Source organism: Streptomyces swartbergensis (assembly GCF_002148965.1).
Classification (GTDB): Bacteria; Actinomycetota; Actinomycetes; order Streptomycetales; family Streptomycetaceae; genus Streptomyces; species Streptomyces swartbergensis.
On record NZ_NGFN01000182.1, the window covers coordinates 1 to 17,051 of the forward strand.

At 71.9% G+C, this 17,051-nt stretch carries 13 protein-coding genes; 10 read left to right on the plus strand and 3 right to left on the minus strand.

What is annotated here, in order from left to right; genetic code table 11:
• The 3 genes from CA983_RS25905 to CA983_RS25915 all read left to right on the plus strand — a co-directional run.
• On the plus strand, window positions 1-495 hold a 495-nt coding region (locus tag CA983_RS25905; RefSeq protein ID WP_244207104.1), incomplete at its 5' end, for a DUF4937 domain-containing protein.
• Between the two features lie 151 nt (window positions 496-646).
• A complete protein-coding gene (locus CA983_RS25910; RefSeq protein WP_086603267.1) occupies window positions 647-1,306 on the plus strand; it encodes a histidine phosphatase family protein in 660 nt (219 codons plus the stop codon).
• Between the two features lie 12 nt (window positions 1,307-1,318).
• Window positions 1,319-2,227, plus strand: coding sequence for an ADP-ribosylglycohydrolase family protein (locus tag CA983_RS25915; protein ID WP_086603268.1), 909 nt, complete (start codon window positions 1,319-1,321; stop codon window positions 2,225-2,227).
• Window positions 2,228-2,582: 355 nt separating this feature from the next.
• On the opposite strand, the gene CA983_RS25920 is transcribed toward CA983_RS25915, so the two are convergent.
• Complete coding sequence (locus tag CA983_RS25920) at window positions 2,583-4,130, minus strand: MFS transporter (RefSeq protein ID WP_086603269.1); 1,548 nt, start codon at window positions 4,128-4,130, stop codon at window positions 2,583-2,585.
• Window positions 4,131-4,317: 187 nt separating this feature from the next.
• Between CA983_RS25920 and CA983_RS25930 the strand changes: the two genes are divergently transcribed.
• From CA983_RS25930 to CA983_RS25940, 3 genes are all read left to right on the plus strand, one after another.
• A complete protein-coding gene (locus tag CA983_RS25930) occupies window positions 4,318-4,938 on the plus strand; it encodes a TetR/AcrR family transcriptional regulator (protein ID WP_086603270.1) in 621 nt (206 codons plus the stop codon).
• A gap of 82 nt (window positions 4,939-5,020) precedes the next feature.
• Window positions 5,021-5,722: a ribonuclease HII gene (locus CA983_RS25935; RefSeq protein ID WP_086603271.1), complete on the plus strand. Its 702-nt coding sequence runs from the start codon at window positions 5,021-5,023 to the stop codon at window positions 5,720-5,722.
• A 68-nt stretch (window positions 5,723-5,790) separates the two neighbouring features.
• The gene (locus tag CA983_RS25940; RefSeq protein ID WP_086603272.1) at window positions 5,791-6,420 is read left to right on the plus strand and encodes a hypothetical protein; all 630 of its coding nucleotides are present in this window, start codon (window positions 5,791-5,793) and stop codon (window positions 6,418-6,420) included.
• 239 nt (window positions 6,421-6,659) lie between these two features.
• Here CA983_RS25940 and CA983_RS25945 read toward each other — a convergent pair whose 3' ends face one another.
• Together CA983_RS25945 and CA983_RS25950 are read right to left on the minus strand one after the other, a co-directional pair.
• Window positions 6,660-7,274: a hypothetical protein gene (locus CA983_RS25945; protein ID WP_086603273.1), complete on the minus strand. Its 615-nt coding sequence runs from the start codon at window positions 7,272-7,274 to the stop codon at window positions 6,660-6,662.
• A gap of 359 nt (window positions 7,275-7,633) precedes the next feature.
• The gene (locus CA983_RS25950) at window positions 7,634-9,799 is read right to left on the minus strand and encodes a RecQ family ATP-dependent DNA helicase (RefSeq protein ID WP_086603274.1); all 2,166 of its coding nucleotides are present in this window, start codon (window positions 9,797-9,799) and stop codon (window positions 7,634-7,636) included.
• Window positions 9,800-9,940: 141 nt separating this feature from the next.
• Here CA983_RS25950 and CA983_RS25955 point away from each other — a divergent pair, with 141 nt between their 5' ends.
• The 4 genes from CA983_RS25955 to CA983_RS48140 form a co-directional block, all read left to right on the plus strand.
• Window positions 9,941-11,866, plus strand: a complete 1,926-nt coding sequence (locus CA983_RS25955; protein ID WP_086603275.1) for a DUF4192 family protein — start codon at window positions 9,941-9,943, stop codon at window positions 11,864-11,866.
• Window positions 11,867-12,495: 629 nt separating this feature from the next.
• Window positions 12,496-14,415, plus strand: coding sequence for a glycogen debranching N-terminal domain-containing protein (locus CA983_RS25960; protein WP_425276475.1), 1,920 nt, complete (start codon window positions 12,496-12,498; stop codon window positions 14,413-14,415).
• Window positions 14,416-14,545: 130 nt separating this feature from the next.
• A complete protein-coding gene (locus tag CA983_RS25965; RefSeq protein ID WP_010034909.1) occupies window positions 14,546-15,304 on the plus strand; it encodes an NUDIX hydrolase in 759 nt (252 codons plus the stop codon).
• Window positions 15,305-15,414: 110 nt separating this feature from the next.
• The coding region (locus tag CA983_RS48140) for an ABC transporter ATP-binding protein (protein ID WP_244207105.1) at window positions 15,415-17,051 on the plus strand (1,637 nt) is incomplete at its 3' end.

Consider the following 17,051-nt stretch of genomic DNA (forward strand, 5'->3'; position numbering starts at 1 on the left):
GGCTGGAGCCGGGGGCGGCCGGACGTGGCGCACGTCTTCGCGTTCTGGGAGAGCCGCGCCTTCTACGACTCCTTCATGGCGCGATCTCACGACCGGCTCGCGTCGGCCCAGTCGGGCACGTTCAAGGACGCCCAGGTCAGGCTCTTCGACTACCGCTTCGATGTGAAGACCGGCTTCGAACCGCGCTTCACGGACGCCGACCTGTTGCGCGTGGCGCTCTGCCGTGTCCACGAGGAGCGGGTCGAGCACTTCGTGCTGATGCAGGAGAAGGTCTGGAACCCGGCGATGGCCGGCTCGCCCGGCATGGTGCGCGGACTGTTCGGCGAGGCGCCCGGGAACGAGTTCATGGTGCTGTCGATGTGGCGGTCGGCCGCCGAGCACGGCAAGTACCGTTCCGAGCGCGTGGAGCGGCTCGCCCTGCGGGCCCAGACGGAGGCGGACGTGGCGGCGCTCACCGGGGACGTCGTGGACATGGAGCCGAGCTGGACGGTCTGACTTTCGGGTGGGTCGGACGGGCCCGGACCGATGGATCCCGGTCGGACGTGTGTGCGACCAGTGTGATCTGTGGTGCAGGATGTGTGTGACCTACGTTGTATGGGCGCGGTACGTGTGCTCGACGGGCCCTCACCCGATCTAGGGTTTTGGCATGGCACGACCACGGCGCATCGTCCTTGTCCGGCACGGCGAGTCAACGGGCAATGTTGATGACTCCGTGTACGAGCGTGAACCCGACCACGCCCTGGCGCTGACCGAGCGGGGCCGGCGGCAGGCGGAGGCGACGGGCGAGCAGCTGCGCGAGCTGTTCGGCGGCGAGCGCGTCAGCGTGTACGTCTCCCCGTACCGCCGCACCCACGAGACGCTGCGCGCCTTCCGCCTCGACCCCGGGCGCATACGGGTGCGCGAGGAACCCCGGCTGCGCGAGCAGGACTGGGGCAACTGGCAGGACCGGGACGAGGTCCGCCTCCAGAAGACCTACCGTGACGCGTACGGCCACTTCTTCTACCGTTTCGCCCAGGGCGAGTCCGGCGCCGACGTCTACGACCGGGTCGGCGGCTTCCTGGAGAGTTTGTTCCGCAGCTTCGAGGACCCCGACCACCCGCCGAACGTCCTGATCGTGACCCACGGTCTGGCCATGCGGCTGTTCTGCATGCGGTGGTTCCACTGGACGGTCGCCGAGTTCGAGTCGCTGTCGAACCCGGGGAACGGCGAGGTGCGGATGCTCGTTCTCGGTGACGACGGCAAGTACACGCTTGACCGGCCGTTCGAGCGCTGGCGAGATCCCGAGCCCTACGGGATCACCGGATAGAGTGGCAGGGCGATGACCGCTGATTCCTCCCCCGACGCGCGCCTGGACCGCGCCCTGGCCAGCCTGCGCGGACTGTCCGTCGGGGACGCCCTGGGCTCCCAGTACTTCGTGCCCGTGAACTACCCGCTGCTGAAGCGCCGGGAGGTGCCGTCCGGGCCGTGGCAGTGGACCGACGACACGGAGATGGCCGCCTCTGTCGTCGCCGTCCTGGTCGCTCACCGCCGCATCGACCAGGACGCCCTGGCGCGATCCTTCGCCGAGCACCACGATTTCAACCGGGGCTACGGTCCCGCGGTCAACCGCCTGCTGCGGCTCGTCCGGGAGGGCGGCGACTGGCGTGAACTCGCCGCCGCGCTCTTCAACGGACAGGGGTCCTGGGGCAACGGCGCCGCGATGCGGATCGCCCCGCTGGGCGCCTGGTACGCGGACGACCCGGAGCAGGCGACCCACCAGGCGGAGATCTCGGCCTACACGACCCACCAGCATCGTGAGGCCGTCGTGGGCGCCATGGCCGTCTCCGCGGCCGCCGCGTTCGCCGCCGCCCCGGGAGGGCCGCCCGGCGCCGGGGCCCTCATGGACGGGGTCATCGACCTGGTGCCGAAGAAGAGCGCGGTCGGTGCGGGACTGCGCCGGGCCCGGGACATGCTCGACTACGGCGACCCGGCCACGGTCGCGGCGGTCCTGGGATGCGGACGGCGGACGACCGCCCACGACACCGTGCCTTTCGCCCTCTGGTCGGCCGCGCGAAGCCTCGGTGACTACCAGCAGGCGTTCTGGACGACCGCCCAGGCCGGTGGGGACGTCGACACCACCTGTGCCATCGTGGGCGGCGTGATCGCTTCCGGGAAGGCGGGGGCGCCGCCCGCCGAGTGGGCGGAGCGGACGGAGCCGCTGCCGGACTGGGTACCCACGTCGGTCTAGCGGTCAGAGCTCTCCCGCGTCGGTTCAGCGATCAGAACTCTCCTGCATCGGTCTCGGGTCCATCCGCCTCGCGACCCGAAACTCTCCGTGCACGCCGGGAACTCTCCGTGACCGGCTGTCCGTTGTCGTGACATCCGCTGTGCGAGCCATGAGGCCGCTCACGCGGGAGGTGCCTACGGGGAGCGTGAAGGGTGTGATCATGGAGGTCCTGCTCGCTGTTCTGATCCACTGGTGGGACGCGTTCGCACGCCACGTGGGACATCGGCGGCCGGTCACGGGTCGGCCCAGCAGCCGCCGGCAGGCCTGCTTCCAGCCTGCCGACGGGCCGCCGAAGTCGTCTCGCGATGCCGTTGCGTCAGCCCAGCCCCGGCCCGGCCGAGCCGGAGAGCGCCTCGAGGTCGCTCTTGCGGACCCGGATCACCAGCCAGGCGGTGGCCAGGGCGAGGACGGCCATGGCCGCGGCCGGGATGAAGGCAGCGGAGATGCCCTCGGCCAGCACCTGGTGCCCCCACGGCGCGGGCAGCTGATGTGTCGTGGCGAACTCCGCCTTCTGCTCCGCAGAGCCCTCGGCCATGAACTGCGGAAGCTGCTTCTCCGCCTCGTCCCTGGTCGCCGTGCCGAAGACGGTCGTCAGGATGGACAGACCCAGCGATCCGCCCACCTGCTGCGTGGTGTTGAGCAGTCCGGATGCGGCGCCCGCCTCGTGCTGGGCGACACCGGAGACGGCGGTGAGCGTGAGCGTCACGAAGTTCAGCCCCATGCCGAAGCCGAACACCAGCATCGGACCGAGGATCCCCCCGACGTACGAGCTGTCGGAGCTGATGAGCGCCTGCCAGGCCAGTCCGACCGCCGCGAGCGCCGATCCCAGGAGCATGAACGGCTTCGGGCCCAGCACCGGCAGGAACCGCTGCGACAGACCGGCGCCGAGCGCGATCACGACCGTCACGGGCAGGAAGGCGAGCCCCGCCTCGATCGGGCTGTAGCCGAGCACGTTCTGCACGAACAGCACGATGTAGAAGAACATGCCGAACATCGCCGCCGCGAGGCTCAGCATGATCACGTACGTGCCCGAGCGGTTCCGGTCGGTGAACATCCGCAGCGGGGTGATCGGCTCCTTGGCCCGGGACTCGATGATCCCGAAGGCCAGCAGCAGGACCACCGCGGCGGCGAAGGACCCGATGGTGAGGCTGTCCCGCCAGCCTTCGTCCGCCGCCCGGATGAAGCCGTAGACGAGGGCCGCCATGCCCGCGGTCGAGGTCACCGCGCCCGCTATGTCGAAGCGGCCGGTGTGCCGTTCGGACTCGCCGATGTAGAGCGGAGTGAGCATGGCGATCAGCATGCCGATCGGCACGTTCACGAAGAGCACCCAGCGCCAGTCGAGCCACTCGGTGAGCATGCCGCCCGCGAGCAGGCCGATGGCACCACCACCCGCGGACACCGCGGCGAAGACACCGAAGGCCCGGTTGCGCTCCGGGCCTTCGGGGAACGTGGTGGTGATGAGCGCCAGCGAGGTGGGCGACGCGATCGCGCCTCCCACGCCCTGGAGGACCCGCGCGGCCAGCAGCTGCCACGGCTCCTGGGCGAGCCCGCCGAGCAGCGAGGCGAAGGTGAAGAGCAGGATGCCGGTCATGAACACCCGGCGGCGCCCGAGGAGGTCGCCGGCGCGGCCGCCGAGAAGCAGCAGACCGCCGAAAGTGAGTGTGTAGGAGCTGACGACCCAGGTGAGGTCGGTGGTGCTGAACTTGAGTGCGTCTTGAATGTGCGGGAGCGCGATGTTCACAATCGTCGCGTCGAGTACCACCATGAGTTGGCAGGCCGCGATGACGGTGAGGGCGATGCCGGGGCGTCCCTCCCGGCGTGCCGCACCTGGCTTCTGGTCCTTGAGCAATGGAGAGGTTGTCACTATGGGTCCCCCACGAGTGCGTTAGTGAACGCTCGCGTTCACTTTCGGCTCAACGGTAGTGAGTCCCCGACAGTGAACGCAAGCGTTCACTTGTGGCGTCGTCGTGCGGCACGTCCCCCTTTACTGCCGTTCGGCAGGTGCCCTGTCCCTGAAATCCCCGCTTCTTCTGCTCGTTGGAGAGAGTTCGATGGTTACCCCGAGCTGGGCGGACGCCCCCGCTCAGACGGCCGCCCGCCGCCGCGGCGCCGTGCTCGAACGCGCGATCCTCGACGCCGCGCTGGATCAACTCAGCACCGTCGGCTGGAACGGCCTGACGATGGAAGGCGTCGCCGCCGGCGCCCAGACCGGAAAGGCAGCTGTCTACCGGCGATGGCCGTCCAAGGAGGACCTCGTCGCCGACGCCCTGCGTGCCGGACTGCCGCACTTCGACGCGGTACCGGACGAGGGGAGCGTGCGTGAGGACCTCTTGGCGCTGTGCCGACGAGCCCGTGACGCGATGTTCTCCCGTCCGGGTTTCGCGCTTCGCTCAGTGATTCACGAATGCGACACGACACAGGCGGAGCGCTTCCACGCCGTGATCTTCGACGGGGTCGTGGAGCCCACGATCAAGATGTTGCGGGAGGTCATCGAGCGCGGGATCGCGCGAGGCGAGGTGCGTTCCGATGCTGCGAACGGATACGTCTTCGACGCCATCCCGGCGATGATGATGTACCGCTCCAAGATGTGCGGCTGCGAATGGCAGGACCGGGAAATCGAGGAGATGATCGACCAGTTGATGGTTCCGCTGCTGCGGTCGAGCGGCGACTGACAGGGGCCGGGGCGAGCCGTGACATCGCCGGGTCCGACCGGGGTGTCGCGGGCGGTTCCGGGCGGCGTAACCTAGGGGCGCCATGCCGTACGAACCGCCTACTCACACCGTCGAGCGCTCCCTTCGAGCCACGACCGGAGCGAAGATCGTTGCAGGTGTCGACGAGGTGGGGCGCGGCGCGTGGGCCGGTCCCGTCACCGTCTGCGCGGCGATCACCGGACTGCGCCGGCCGCCCGAGGGTCTCACCGACTCGAAGCTGCTCACCATCAAGCGACGCACCGAACTCGCCGAGGAACTGCGGCAGTGGGTGACGTCGTACGCCTTGGGGCACGCCTCCCCGGAGGAGATAGACGAGCTCGGGATGACGGCCGCGCTACGGCTCGCCGCGGGCCGTGCCCTGGACGCCCTGCCGGTCCGCCCCGACGCGGTCATCCTCGACGGGAAGCACGACTACCTCGGCGCACCCTGGCGGGTCCGTACAGTGATCAAGGGCGACCAGTCGTGCGTGGCGGTCGCGGCGGCCTCGGTGATCGCCAAGGTCCAGCGCGACAAAATGATGGCCGAACTGGGTATCGACCATGCAGACTTCGGTTTTGCGGACAACGCCGGGTATCCCTCACCCGTGCACAAGACCGCACTGGCGGAGCGGGGCCCCACCCCCTACCACCGGTTGTCGTGGGCGTATCTTGATGCGCTGCCCCAGTGGCGGCACCTCAAGAAGGTCCGCAGCTGTACGGACGGAAGCGTTCCGGAAATCGAGGGTCAGCTCGGCTTCGATTTCTGACGGTTTCGTTCGCACGCATGCGCCACCCGCTGAAGCGGGCCGTACCAACGTTTGATAAATATCAACCCATGCCTCTCATTCCCGAGGAGCCTCAGATTTACGAGAGTGCCCAGGGTCCCCGCGCCACTCCGGCCAGCGGCCGCACCGCGCCGACCCCTCGCCCCGTACCCGGCCCCCGCCCCGCGGCTCCGTCGCGTCCCGGTCGTCCCGGTCCTCTCCGGCCCGCGCCGCCGGTGCAGCGCACGCCGCGTGACGCGGCCGCCCAGCCCGGTCCGTCGGGCCCGGCAGCCGGCGCCACTGCTCCGGCCGCCCCGCAGATCCAGCTGATCCCGGCATCCGCCGAAGGCGCGCTCGACGCCGCCGAGGAGGCTGTGGACCTGCTCCTGGAGTCCGGTCGCGCCCCCGGCGACGTCCTGGTGATCACGACCGGCGAACAGCACCCGTGGGCCGCCCACGAGCTGTCCTTCGGTGAGACCTCCTACTGGGCCCAGCACGACGCCGGTGACGACGTCTTCTACACGGACGCCACCGTCGCCGGCCGCGCCGCGTCTCGTCCGGTGGTCGTGGTCGCCGTCAACGGCGGTGCCGAGGCCGCAGCCGCGAGCGCCCTGTCCCTGGCCCACTCCCGGGCCACCGCCCTGCTGATCGTCTGCGGTGATCCGCAGCGGATCAACTCGGTGCTGGGCACGAGCGTCTGAGTCGGTGTCGTGGCGTCCGGCAGGGCGCCGGTGGCTGACTTCGGGCGCCGCTCCGGCGGCTCCGCACGGCGGCTGGTTCGGCGTGCCCGGAGGGCGAAGGGCGGGGCTGCGCACGGGTCTTGCCCGGGTGGCCTCAGCCTCGTCCGGGGTGCTCATTCCGAGTGTCCGTCGAGGCCACCGTGGCATGCCGCGCGTCGGCGTTCGGCCCCGAGTCCGTGCGGAACGGTCTGCCCAGGGCCTCAGCGTGCCGCCGCAGCGCGGCGCAGCACCTCGGAGGCGGCGCCACCGGTGCGTGGCAGCGGCGGCGGTGCCTCCGACGTGTCGAACGGCTCCGGTGCCGAGGCCGAGTGAGGGCGGCGTCCGCCGCGGCCCTCGCCGAGCACCTGCCAGCCGTCACGGGTCAGCGTGATGTACGCCCCGCAGCGCAGCCCGTGCAGAGTGCAGGCATCGCGCAGCCCCCACATCCACGCGCCGTCCTCCTCCGTCCAACGGGCGTCGCCCTCACGGCAGTAGAGCAGCACGGCGGTGCGCACCGGTGTGCGGCGCCGCAGATCGTGCGGGATGATCCGGCGCAACTGCGCCAGCAGCACGTTGCGGAACATCCAGCCGTCGGCCGGAGCCGGACGGCGCACGAACGAGGCGCTCGCCCGCAGCCGCTCGTCCGGGTCGAGCACGGCGATGACTGCGGTCGCCGGCTGCGGGTGGTGCCGGGCGTGCAGTCCGCTGACGACTTCACGAGGGTTGCGGAGCAGCGGGATCCCGGCGGCGGCCCATTCTGCGGGTTCGAGCAAGCGGTTGGCGGAAGCGGCGGACGTCGACGCCGCTGCCGAGGCCGGAGCGAATCCGAAGGTCACGGTCCTCCCTTCGGCTACGCGCCCACACTGCGGGCGGGGTCGGATTCTGGGAGCGCGCACCGCAGTGAGGACCTACCGGATCGGCGGTCGTACCGTGCGGGAGCGGACCTCAATTCTTCCTGTCGAACTTGAATGCGGCAACGAGCAATTGGGGCAGCCGACCGTTATCAGATGATGCGCGGCTAATATCCCCACCCTGTGCGTCGCCGGGCCACCCATGGGGCGTTCGAGCACGACACGTTCGTACGTCACGGGGGTGCGCGGCGTCCAGAGGTGTGCGCGACCGGGCAGGTGGCGGTGCCCCGGTCAGGGGGCCGATGCCCGGCCAGGGTGTGACGGCCGTGGCTCTCGACGCGCGGTCAGCCCTGCACGGCCAGCACCAGCGGCAACACCCCCTGCGCGCCGGAGCGCCGGAGCATGCGGGCTGCGACCGCGAGGGTCCAGCCGGTCTCCGTGTAGTCGTCCACGAGGAGGACCGGGCCCTGGGACTCGGCGAGGGCGGACGCGAGAGCGGGCGGCACGGCCAGTGCCCCGTGGAGCGCCTTCAGCCGCTGGGCGCTGTTGCTCCGGGGTCCCGGGTACACGTCGCCCGTGTATTCGACGGTGCCCAGCAGCGGCAGCCGGCCGACCTCCGCGATGCGCGCTCCAAGGGAGTGGATCAACCGGGGCCGGGTGCGCGAGGCGACGGTGACGACGCCCACCGGGCGGGGCTGCGGGTCCGGCACACCCGGGGCCCAGCCGCCGGGTCCCTTGGCCCAGTCGGCCAGCACGTCCACCACGGCCTTCGCCACGTCGTCCGGCACGGGCCCGTCGGGTGCCTGGGGCGCGAGCATGGGCCGCAGCCGGTTGCCCCAGCCGATGTCCGACAGGCGCCCCAACGCGCGTCCGGACGCGGCCTGTTCACCGACCGGGATACGTCCCTTGAGGTCCACTCCGATCGCCGGCAAGCCGGTCGGCCACATCCGGCGGGGGTCCACCTCGACACCCGCCCGCCCCAGGTCCACGCGCGCCGCGTCGAGCGCTTCCTCGGACATGTCCGCGGTGAAGCGCGGGCCCGCGCAGTTGTCGCAGCGACCGCACGGCTTGGCGGCCTCGTCGTCCAGCTGGCGCTGCAAGAACTCCATCCGGCAGTCGGCCGTCGAGGCGTACTCGCGCATCGCCTGCTGCTCGGCCTTGCGCTGACGCGCCACCCACGCGTACCGCTCGGCGTCGTACGTCCAGGGCTGTCCGGTCGCGATCCAGCCCCCCTTGACCCGCTTGACCGCCCCGTCCACGTCGAGGACCTTGAGCATCGACTCCAGGCGGGAGCGGCGCAGCTCCACCAGGGGCTCCAGGGCGGGCAGCGACAGAGGCTTCTCCGCGTGCGCGAGGACGTCGAGCGTGCGGCGCACCAGCTCTTCCGAGGGGAAGGCGAGCGACGCGAAGTACTCCCAGATCGCCTCGTCCTCCTTCCCGGGGAGCAGGAGCACCTCGGCGTGCTCCACACCGCGTCCCGCGCGGCCCACCTGCTGGTAGTAGGCGATGGGGGAGGAGGGCGACCCGAGGTGCACCACGAAACCCAGGTCGGGCTTGTCGAAGCCCATACCGAGCGCGGAGGTGGCGATCAGCGCCTTCACCTTGTTGGCGAGCAGATCCTCCTCTGCCTGCTGACGGTCGGCGTTCTCCGTCTTGCCCGTGTACGAGGCGACCGTGTGCCCGCGCTGCCGGAGGAAGGTGGTGACCTCCTCGGCGGCGGCGACGGTGAGCGTGTAGATGATTCCGGAACCCGGCAGTTCGTCGAGGTGTTCGGCGAGCCAGGCCATTCGGTGCGCGGCGTCGGACAGCCGTAGCACGCTCAGACTCAGGCTGTCCCGGTCCAGCGGGCCCCGCAGCACGAGGGCGTCCGAACTGCCGCCGGTGCCGAGCTGTTCCGCGACGTCGGCCGTCACGCGCGCGTTGGCGGTGGCGGTCGTCGCGAGCACCGGCACACCGGGCGGGAGGTCGGCGAGCATGGTGCGCAGCCGGCGGTAGTCCGGCCGGAAGTCGTGGCCCCAGTCGGAGATGCAGTGCGCCTCGTCCACCACCAGCAGCCCCGTGGCGGCCGCCAGCCGGGGCAGCACCTGGTCCCGGAAGTCCGGGTTGTTCAGCCGCTCGGGACTCACCAGCAGGACGTCGACCTCACCCGCGGCGATCTCGTCCTGAACGGCCTCCCACTCCTCGGTGTTGGAGGAGTTGATGGTCCGGGCGTGGATGCCCGCCCGGGCCGCCGCCTCGACCTGGTTCCGCATGAGCGCGAGCAGCGGGGACACGATCACGGTCGGACCGCTGCCCTGGGCCCGCAGCAGCGAGGTCGCCACGAAGTAGACCGCGGACTTGCCCCAGCCCGTGCGCTGGACGACCAGGGCGCGGCGTCTGTCGGCGACCAGTGCCTCGATCGCCCGCCACTGGTCCTCGCGCAGCCGGGCCGTTCCCGAGACGTCCCCGACGAGACGGGCGAGGACCGTGTCGGCCGCTGCCCGGAGATCCGCGTTGCTCGTGTGCTCCATGCGTTCCATACAACAGGACTGCACTGACAGCGCGAGCGGTGCGCGGGGTAATCAGGCGCCTCCCGTTTCGAGTGACGTGTCCCTGATCGGAGTTATCCACAGGGTCAAGCGGAGCTTCGGATTTCGCGAGATCGTCTTCGCATGACGAACCACAGCGAAACGACTGGATCCTCCGAAAACGGCGACATCACCAGGCCCGACGCGCACGGCAGGCACAAGGACGGTGGACAGGACAAGCGGGGAAGCGACAGGACCGGGCCGCACGTCCCCAGCCCCGCGTACGACGGCCACGGCGGCGAGCACCAGGTCACCCTGCGTACCCCGGCGGAACTGGCCGACGCCCTCCCGTATCTGCTCGGATACCGCCCCGAGGACAGCATCGTCCTGGTCGCCCTGCACGACAGGGACGGACGCGGGCGGTTCGGGGGCCGGGCCAGGCTCGGCATCCCCGCGAACGCGGACGACTGGCCGTCAGCGGCCCGGCAACTGGCCCACGGCCTGGTGAAGGGCAGCGAGCGCCGAGGTGCCCGCCCCGAGTCGATGGTCGCCTTCCTCTGCCAGGAACCGGAGAAGGGCGAGTCCGGCCGACAGGTCATGGAGCGGCTGAGGCCGCTGGCCCACATGCTGCGTGTGGAGTGCGGTTCCCTGGACGTGACGGTGGTCGAGGCGCTGTGCATCTCCGACGGCCGTTACTGGTCGTACTGCTGTGACAACGCGACATGCTGCTCGCCCGAGGGAGCCCCCATGGGCCTGCCGGGCACATCGGTGCTGGCCGCCGCTGCCACCTACGCGGGGATCCAGGTACGCGGCACGCTGCGGGAGCTGCGGGCCCGGCTCCTCCCCTGGGAGAACGCCGCCGCTCTCGAGCAGGAGACCGCCCTGGACAACGCCAGCCTGGCGCTGGTCCCGAGGATCCTGGACGACGCCGGCCGTGCCGAGGTGGCCGACGAGACACTGGAACTGGCCGGGCGGATCCTGGACCGCTTCGCCGGGGCACAGCCCGTCTCCGGCATGCTCCTGGCGGATCTCCGCGACGATGAACTTCTCCGGCACGACGAGGCAGCCCGGCTGATCCTCGGCCTCCAGGACCGCGCGACCCGTGACCGTGCGGCCGAGTGGATGGAGGGCGACGAGGCCGGACGCGCCCTGCGCCTGTGGCGGTCGCTGGCACGCCGCTGCGTCGGATCCTACGGCGAGCACGCCGCTGCTCCGCTCACTCTCGCCGGCTGGGTCGCCTGGTCCACCGGCGACGAACTGGAGGCCCGGGAAGCCCTCGCCATGGCCCTGAGCGCGGATCCCGACTATCTCTTCGCCCGTCTCCTGCACCAGGCCTGCAACGAGGGCCTGGACCCGGAGTCGATCCGCAGCTGCCTGCGAGCGGAACGCGAAGGCCGGGGGAGCCCGGGAGCTGTCGGCTCGGATGCTCGGGCGGATGGTTTGGGCGCTCGGGCCGACGGCGCCGTCGGCTTGCAGGCCGTCGGCCTGGATGCTCGGACGGGTGGCTCCTCGGCCCGGGCGGACGAGAATGGCGAGCGTGTGGGCGGCTCCCTCGCCCGGGCGGACGACTCCGCCGGGCCGGTGGGCAGTACCCCGGCCCGGGCGGACGACTCCGCCGGGCGGGTGGACAGCCCCGTCGCACAGAAGGCCAGCTCCCCGGCTCGGCCGGACGCCGACGAGGTCGCCACGGGTGAGGCAGCCGCGCCCGAGTTCGAGCCGGAGCCCGCATCCGCGTCCACAGCGGTGCCCTCACGCCGTCGACGCCGCACCCGTTCCGCCCATTCCGCCGGTGCCGCCGGCGTGACCCCGAGCGGTGCCCGCGCAGGAGACCGCGTCCCGAGTGCGCGGGCGCCCCGTCGGCGTACTCCGACGGGTACCACGCGCCCTACCGGTGTCGTAGAAGCGGGCACCCCTACCGGCCGAGCGACCGCGGGTGTTGCGCGGTCCGGCAGTGCACACCCGGGCGGTACGCGTGCGCGTACGTCGCGGAAGGCGGCCCTGCCGTGCCGGGACACGGGCCAGGAAGGCGTACAGCCCGGCCGGAGCACGCAGACGGAGGGGGAGGAGTGAGCGTCCTCCTGGCGGCCTCGACGCGCCCGGGGCGGGGACGCGGGCGTGACCCGGAGGAGGTTCACGCCGTTCACCTGAGTGGCGGAACGCCTGGACGGGGCGTGACGCCGCACTGCCCCTGCCCCGTCGGAGCCCTCCGGCACCGGCGCCGAACTCGATCGAGGCGCACAGAGCGCAGAGGAAGCCCCTCCATGCATCAGCCGACTCCGCCCTCCTCAGCCGCCGATGACCGCCACGCCCCGGGCGGGCCTCCGCCGTCCCTCTCGTCGGCCCCCGGCCTGCCCGGGGCCGGAGCCGGGGCTCCGCGGTCGGGAGACCAGGACGCCCCTCCGCGGCCGGTGGCACGTGTCGACGGATTCGGGCCCAGGTTCCCCGGAGTTGCCTCACCCGCCTCGCCGCCCACCGGCCCTGGCTCGCGTCCGCCCTCGACTTCGGACCGGGGCCGTTCGTCCCCCCAGGGGACGGGCCGGAACCGTCGTCCTGGTGTCGCGTCGGGGTACGGCTCGCCCCCGCCGCCCTTGCCTCAAAGCCGGGGCCCGTCCCCCACGGGGCAGCCCGCCAGCCCTCCCCGGGGCGCCACGATCCCCGGACTGCGCTGGTCCGCCGACCTGCCGCCCGCCCACACCATGATGATCTGCGTCGCGCTTCCCGGACTGGCCATCTCGACGCAGGAAGGGCAGATGACGGGCCAGGGGCTGGAAGGCTTCTATCGCGCCGGCCGGCGCCTGCTCTCCCGGTGCGAGATCCGCGTGGCCGGGCGGGAACCGCTCGCCGTGCAGGCCCGCATGGCTGCCGCCGACCGCGCCAGGTTCGTGGGCACGCTCCGCACGTCACCGCAGGCAGGCCCGGATCCGGACGTCGTCGTGGAACGCAACCGTCTCGCGGACGGCACGGAGCGGATCACCTTCCACAGCGCGGCACCCCGTCCGCTGCGTCTGCCGGTCGAGGTGTCCCTGGGCACGGACCTGGCCGACCTCGGATCGATCGCCTCGGGCCGCGCCGGACCCGAACTGCCCGCGAGCGTCCATGACTCCGGCCTGCGCTGGTCCTGCGCCACCGGCAATGCGTCCGTCACGGCGGCACCGCCTCCCTCGGACGCCCTGGCCTCGGCCGGGCTGTTGCGGTGGGAGCTCGACCTGCCGCCGGGCGGCAGCAGAAGCGTGGAACTGCGGGTGCGGCCGGACGGCGCCGGTCCCCTCCGAGCCGTGGGCCGCGCGGCGACCAGCCCCCTCGCCGCCGCGCGAGCCGAAGGCGACGACCCCAGAGTCCCCGCACTCCTGAGAACGAGCATCGAGGACCTCCAGGCCCTCCTGCTGCGTGATTCCGCGAACCCCGCCGACACCCACCTCGCGGCCGGGGCACCCTGGCGCTGCGGTCTGGCCCCCGCCGACGCGCTCGTGGCCGCCCGGATGGCCCTGCCGCTCGGTACGGGCCTGGCAGCGGGGACGCTGCGGATCCTCGCCCGTACCCAACTCACCGGCTCGGGGCCACAGTTCGGGATGATTCCCGGCCCGAGACGGGACGCAGGCCCGCACCTTCCGCCGCAGTGCACCGGCACGGAGGCCACGCTGCTCTTCGCCGCACTGCTCGCCGAGGCCCGCCGCTGGGGCCTGGGCGAGCAGGAGACGGAGGAACTGCTGCCGGCCGCCGAGCGCTGTCTGACCTGGCTGCGAACCACCGCGGGCGACGGCACGTACCTGCGCGACGCCCACCCCGGCGATCTCGTCCGCTGCGAGACACAGGCGCACGCCCACCGTGCCGCGCTCCTCGGCGCCGATCTGCTGGACGCCTGCGGCCGCACGGGCGGAGCGGCACTCCGGCAGTGGGCGCAGTCCTTGAGAACCGCCTTTCGCAGGGACTTCTGGGTCGACGACATCGGGGGCGGCCGGCCCGCGGCAGCCCGTGCCCCGGACGGCAGGCCCGTGCCTCATCTTGGCGCGGCCGCCGTCCACCTCCTCGACACCGGCCTGCTGGGCGAAGGCGCCTTGGCGCCGGGTCTGCTCGACAAGGTTCAGACCGAGATCCTCGCCCGGTTGCTCGGCAGCCCTGTCATGGACTCGGGCTGGGGTCTGCGCGGACTGGGCGCGAAGGAACCGGGATTCAATCCGTTCGGCCACCGCGCCGGGGCCGTACGGGTACAAGAGACCGCACTCGCCGTCGCGGGCCTGGCCGCCGCCGGATACGAGAAGGAGGCGACCTCGCTGCTGCGCGGCGTACTCGCGGCCGCCGAGACCTTCACCCACCGGCTGCCCGACATGTACGCGGGGGAACAGCGCACGGAGGGGAGCGCTCCCCTCCCGCACCCGGCGGCCTGCCGCCCGGCGGCCACGTCCGCGGCTGCCGGAGTACTGCTGCTGACCACGCTCGTCGGCATCCGCCCCGACGCCCCGGCCGGGACGGTCACCCTGCGCCCCATGCGGAGCGCGCCGCTGGGCGAGATCGGTTTCACGGGGCTGCGGATCGCGGGTGCCCCGTTCTCCGTGCGCGTCAGTCGGCTCGGCCTCGCCATGGTCGAGGAGGCGGCCGACGGACTCCAACTGGGGGTGTGACCTGGTGCAACGTTCAACTGTCGGAACAACCTGCCGGACAGTGAAGTCCATATCCGACCGAAGTGGATCAGTCGCCGATGCGACCGGCGAAGGGAGTGCTTATCGTCAGGCAGACGACTATGATCGCCGCATGCCCTACGACCCGTCAGCGTTTCCGCCCTTTGCCGTCACCGTGGACCTGGTCGTGCTGACCGTGCGCCGCCATGCCCTGTGCGCGCTGGCGGTACGCAGGGGCGAACCGCCGTTCCAGGGGCGTTGGGCGCTCCCCGGCGGATTCGTGCGGGCCGACGAGGACCTGGCGCAGGCCGCGGCACGCGAGCTGGCCGAGGAGACCGGGCTGCGCGTCCACGACCCGTCCGTCCCCGCCCAGGACAACGGGGCGCACCTGGAACAGCTCGCCACCTACGGCGACCCCAAGCGAGACCCCAGGATGCGGGTCGTCAGTGTCGCCCACCTCGCGCTCGCTCCCGACCTGCCCGCGCCCAGGGCAGGCGGCGACGCCAGCAACGCGCGCTGGGCTCCGGTGGAGGAACTGCTCCGGCAGGGCGGCTACGGGCGTGACGCCGAACCGGTCGCGCCGCTCGCGTTCGACCACGCGCAGATCCTGTCGGACGGAGTGGAGCGCGCTCGCTCGAAGATCGAGTACTCGTCGCTGGCCACTGCGTTCTGCCCTCCCGAGTTCACCGTCGGAGAGCTGCGCCGTGTCTACGAGGCGGTGTGGGGCGTGGCGCTCGACCCGCGCAACTTCCATCGCAAGGTCACGGGCACACCGGGCTTCCTCGTCCCCACCGGTGGGACGACCACCCGTCAGGGCGGCCGCCCGGCTCAGCTCTTCCGTGCCGGTGGCGCGACTCTGCTCAACCCCCCGATGCTGCGCCCCGAGGTGTGACGCCGGGTCCGGAACGCACGCGCCCGCTGCCCGGACAAGGGTGACTGTCGTGACAGAGGCAGGCCTCGTGCTGCCCGAAAAACCGGACATAGCGCGCTATCTTGCTGCGAGTGATCCAGGCCTTCGGACTGACCAGCAACCCCCGCAAAGAGCTTCCGCCCGCAGCCGACGACGTCTCCTTCGAGGCGCGAGCGGGCCGCGTCACCGCGCTGCTCGGAGCGCCGGGCGCCGGTAAGACGACAGTTCTCAGACTCATGCTGGAACTCCAACAGGGCCGTGGCGTCACCTACTTCCGGGGCCGTCCCCTGCACCGCATCGCCCATCCCTCGCGCGAGGTCGGTGTGCTGCTGGGCGACGTGCCGGGGCACCCGGCCCGCACGGTCCGCGGTCATCTGCGCATGCTGTGTGCCGCCGCAGGGGTCCAAGCCCGGCGCGCCGACGAAGTGCTCGAGGCGGTGGGGCTCGTGAGCCTGCGCGACGAACGCCTCGGCACCCTCTCACGCGGCATGGACCGCCGCCTGGGCCTTGCCTGCGCCCTCCTGGCCGACCCGCACACGCTCGTCCTCGACGGCCCAGCCGAGGGGCTGTCCGTTCGCGAGGGCCACTGGCTGCACGGCATGCTGCGCGCCCACGCCGCCCAGGGCGGCACGATCCTGTTCACCACGGCCGACCCCAAGGAGGCCGCGCGCACCGCCGACCGCGTCGTCACGCTGGAACAGGGCAGGCTCGTGGCCGACCAGGAGGCCGCGGACTTCTCGCGTACCCGCCTGCGTCCCCGGGTCGCCGTACGCAGCCCGCACGCGGCCCGTCTGGCGGCCCTCCTGGCCAAGCAGGCCCGCACCGCGCAGCGCTCCGTCGAGGTCGTACGAGAAGAGGGCAACCGCCTCTCCGTGTACGGCAGTACCTGTGCGGAGATCGGCGAGACGGCGTTCCGCCACGGCATCGTCGTACATCAACTGGCGGACGAGATCGGTGACATGGGGCCCGGGGCGGGAGCAGTGCGGGCGGACGAGCCGCATGGCGGCAGCGCCCCGGGCCTGGGCAAGGCGGGGCAGACGGCGGGCGAGTTGCACAGGACCGACGCAGCGCGATCGTCTGCCGACACGCTCGAGCGCGTCGGCGTGGAGCCGGATTGCACGGGTCCCGAGCCAGGGCACGTCGCCGACGCGCACCGGGCGACGATTGCGCCCCAGGTCGCCAATAGTGAGCCGCGACCCACCCTCGACGCGTCGAAGCCGGCCCCGGTTACCGGCGACGCGGTTACCGTTCATCCGATCACGACGGACCCGGTCACCGGCGACGCGGTTACCGTTCATCCGATCACGACGGCCCCGGTCACCGCCGACGCGGTTACCGATCATCCGGTCACGACGGCCCCGGTCACCGCCGACGCGGTTACCGATCATCCGGTCACGACGGCCCCGGTTACCGGCGACGCGGTTACCGTTCATCCGGTCACGACGGCCCCGGTTACCGGCGACGCGGTTACCGTTCATCCGGTCACGACCGACCTGGTTACCGCTGATCCGGTCCCCGCGGACCCCGTGACCGCCACCGTCGAGCCGCGACCCCCGGCTGAGCCACGACCCACCGTCGACCCGGCTGAGCCACGACCCACCGTCGACGCAGCGCAACCAGTCGCCGACGAGCCGTTGCCCTCCGCCGGGCACGCGCGGCCCGCCGCAGAAGCGCACGAGCGCCCGGACGTCCCCTCGGCCGGCCACCCGTGCAACGCCGAGGCCCAACC

What these genes read in the sequence shown, in the direction of transcription:
- CA983_RS25940 (WP_086603272.1), top strand. Translation starts at nt 5,791, where the DNA reads ATGCCTCTCATTCCCGAGGAGCCTCAGATTTACGAGAGTGCCCAGGGT.
- CA983_RS25935 (WP_086603271.1), top strand. Translation starts at nt 5,021, where the DNA reads ATGCCGTACGAACCGCCTACTCACACCGTCGAGCGCTCCCTTCGAGCC.
- CA983_RS25930 (WP_086603270.1), top strand. Translation starts at nt 4,318, where the DNA reads ATGGTTACCCCGAGCTGGGCGGACGCCCCCGCTCAGACGGCCGCCCGC.
- CA983_RS25910 (WP_086603267.1), top strand. Translation starts at nt 647, where the DNA reads ATGGCACGACCACGGCGCATCGTCCTTGTCCGGCACGGCGAGTCAACG.
- CA983_RS25915 (WP_086603268.1), top strand. Translation starts at nt 1,319, where the DNA reads ATGACCGCTGATTCCTCCCCCGACGCGCGCCTGGACCGCGCCCTGGCC.
- CA983_RS25965 (WP_010034909.1), top strand. Translation starts at nt 14,546, where the DNA reads ATGCCCTACGACCCGTCAGCGTTTCCGCCCTTTGCCGTCACCGTGGAC.
- CA983_RS25955 (WP_086603275.1), top strand. Translation starts at nt 9,941, where the DNA reads ATGACGAACCACAGCGAAACGACTGGATCCTCCGAAAACGGCGACATC.
- CA983_RS25950 (WP_086603274.1), bottom strand. Translation starts at nt 9,799, where the DNA reads ATGGAGCACACGAGCAACGCGGATCTCCGGGCAGCGGCCGACACGGTC.
- CA983_RS25960 (WP_425276475.1), top strand. Translation starts at nt 12,496, where the DNA reads ATGATCTGCGTCGCGCTTCCCGGACTGGCCATCTCGACGCAGGAAGGG.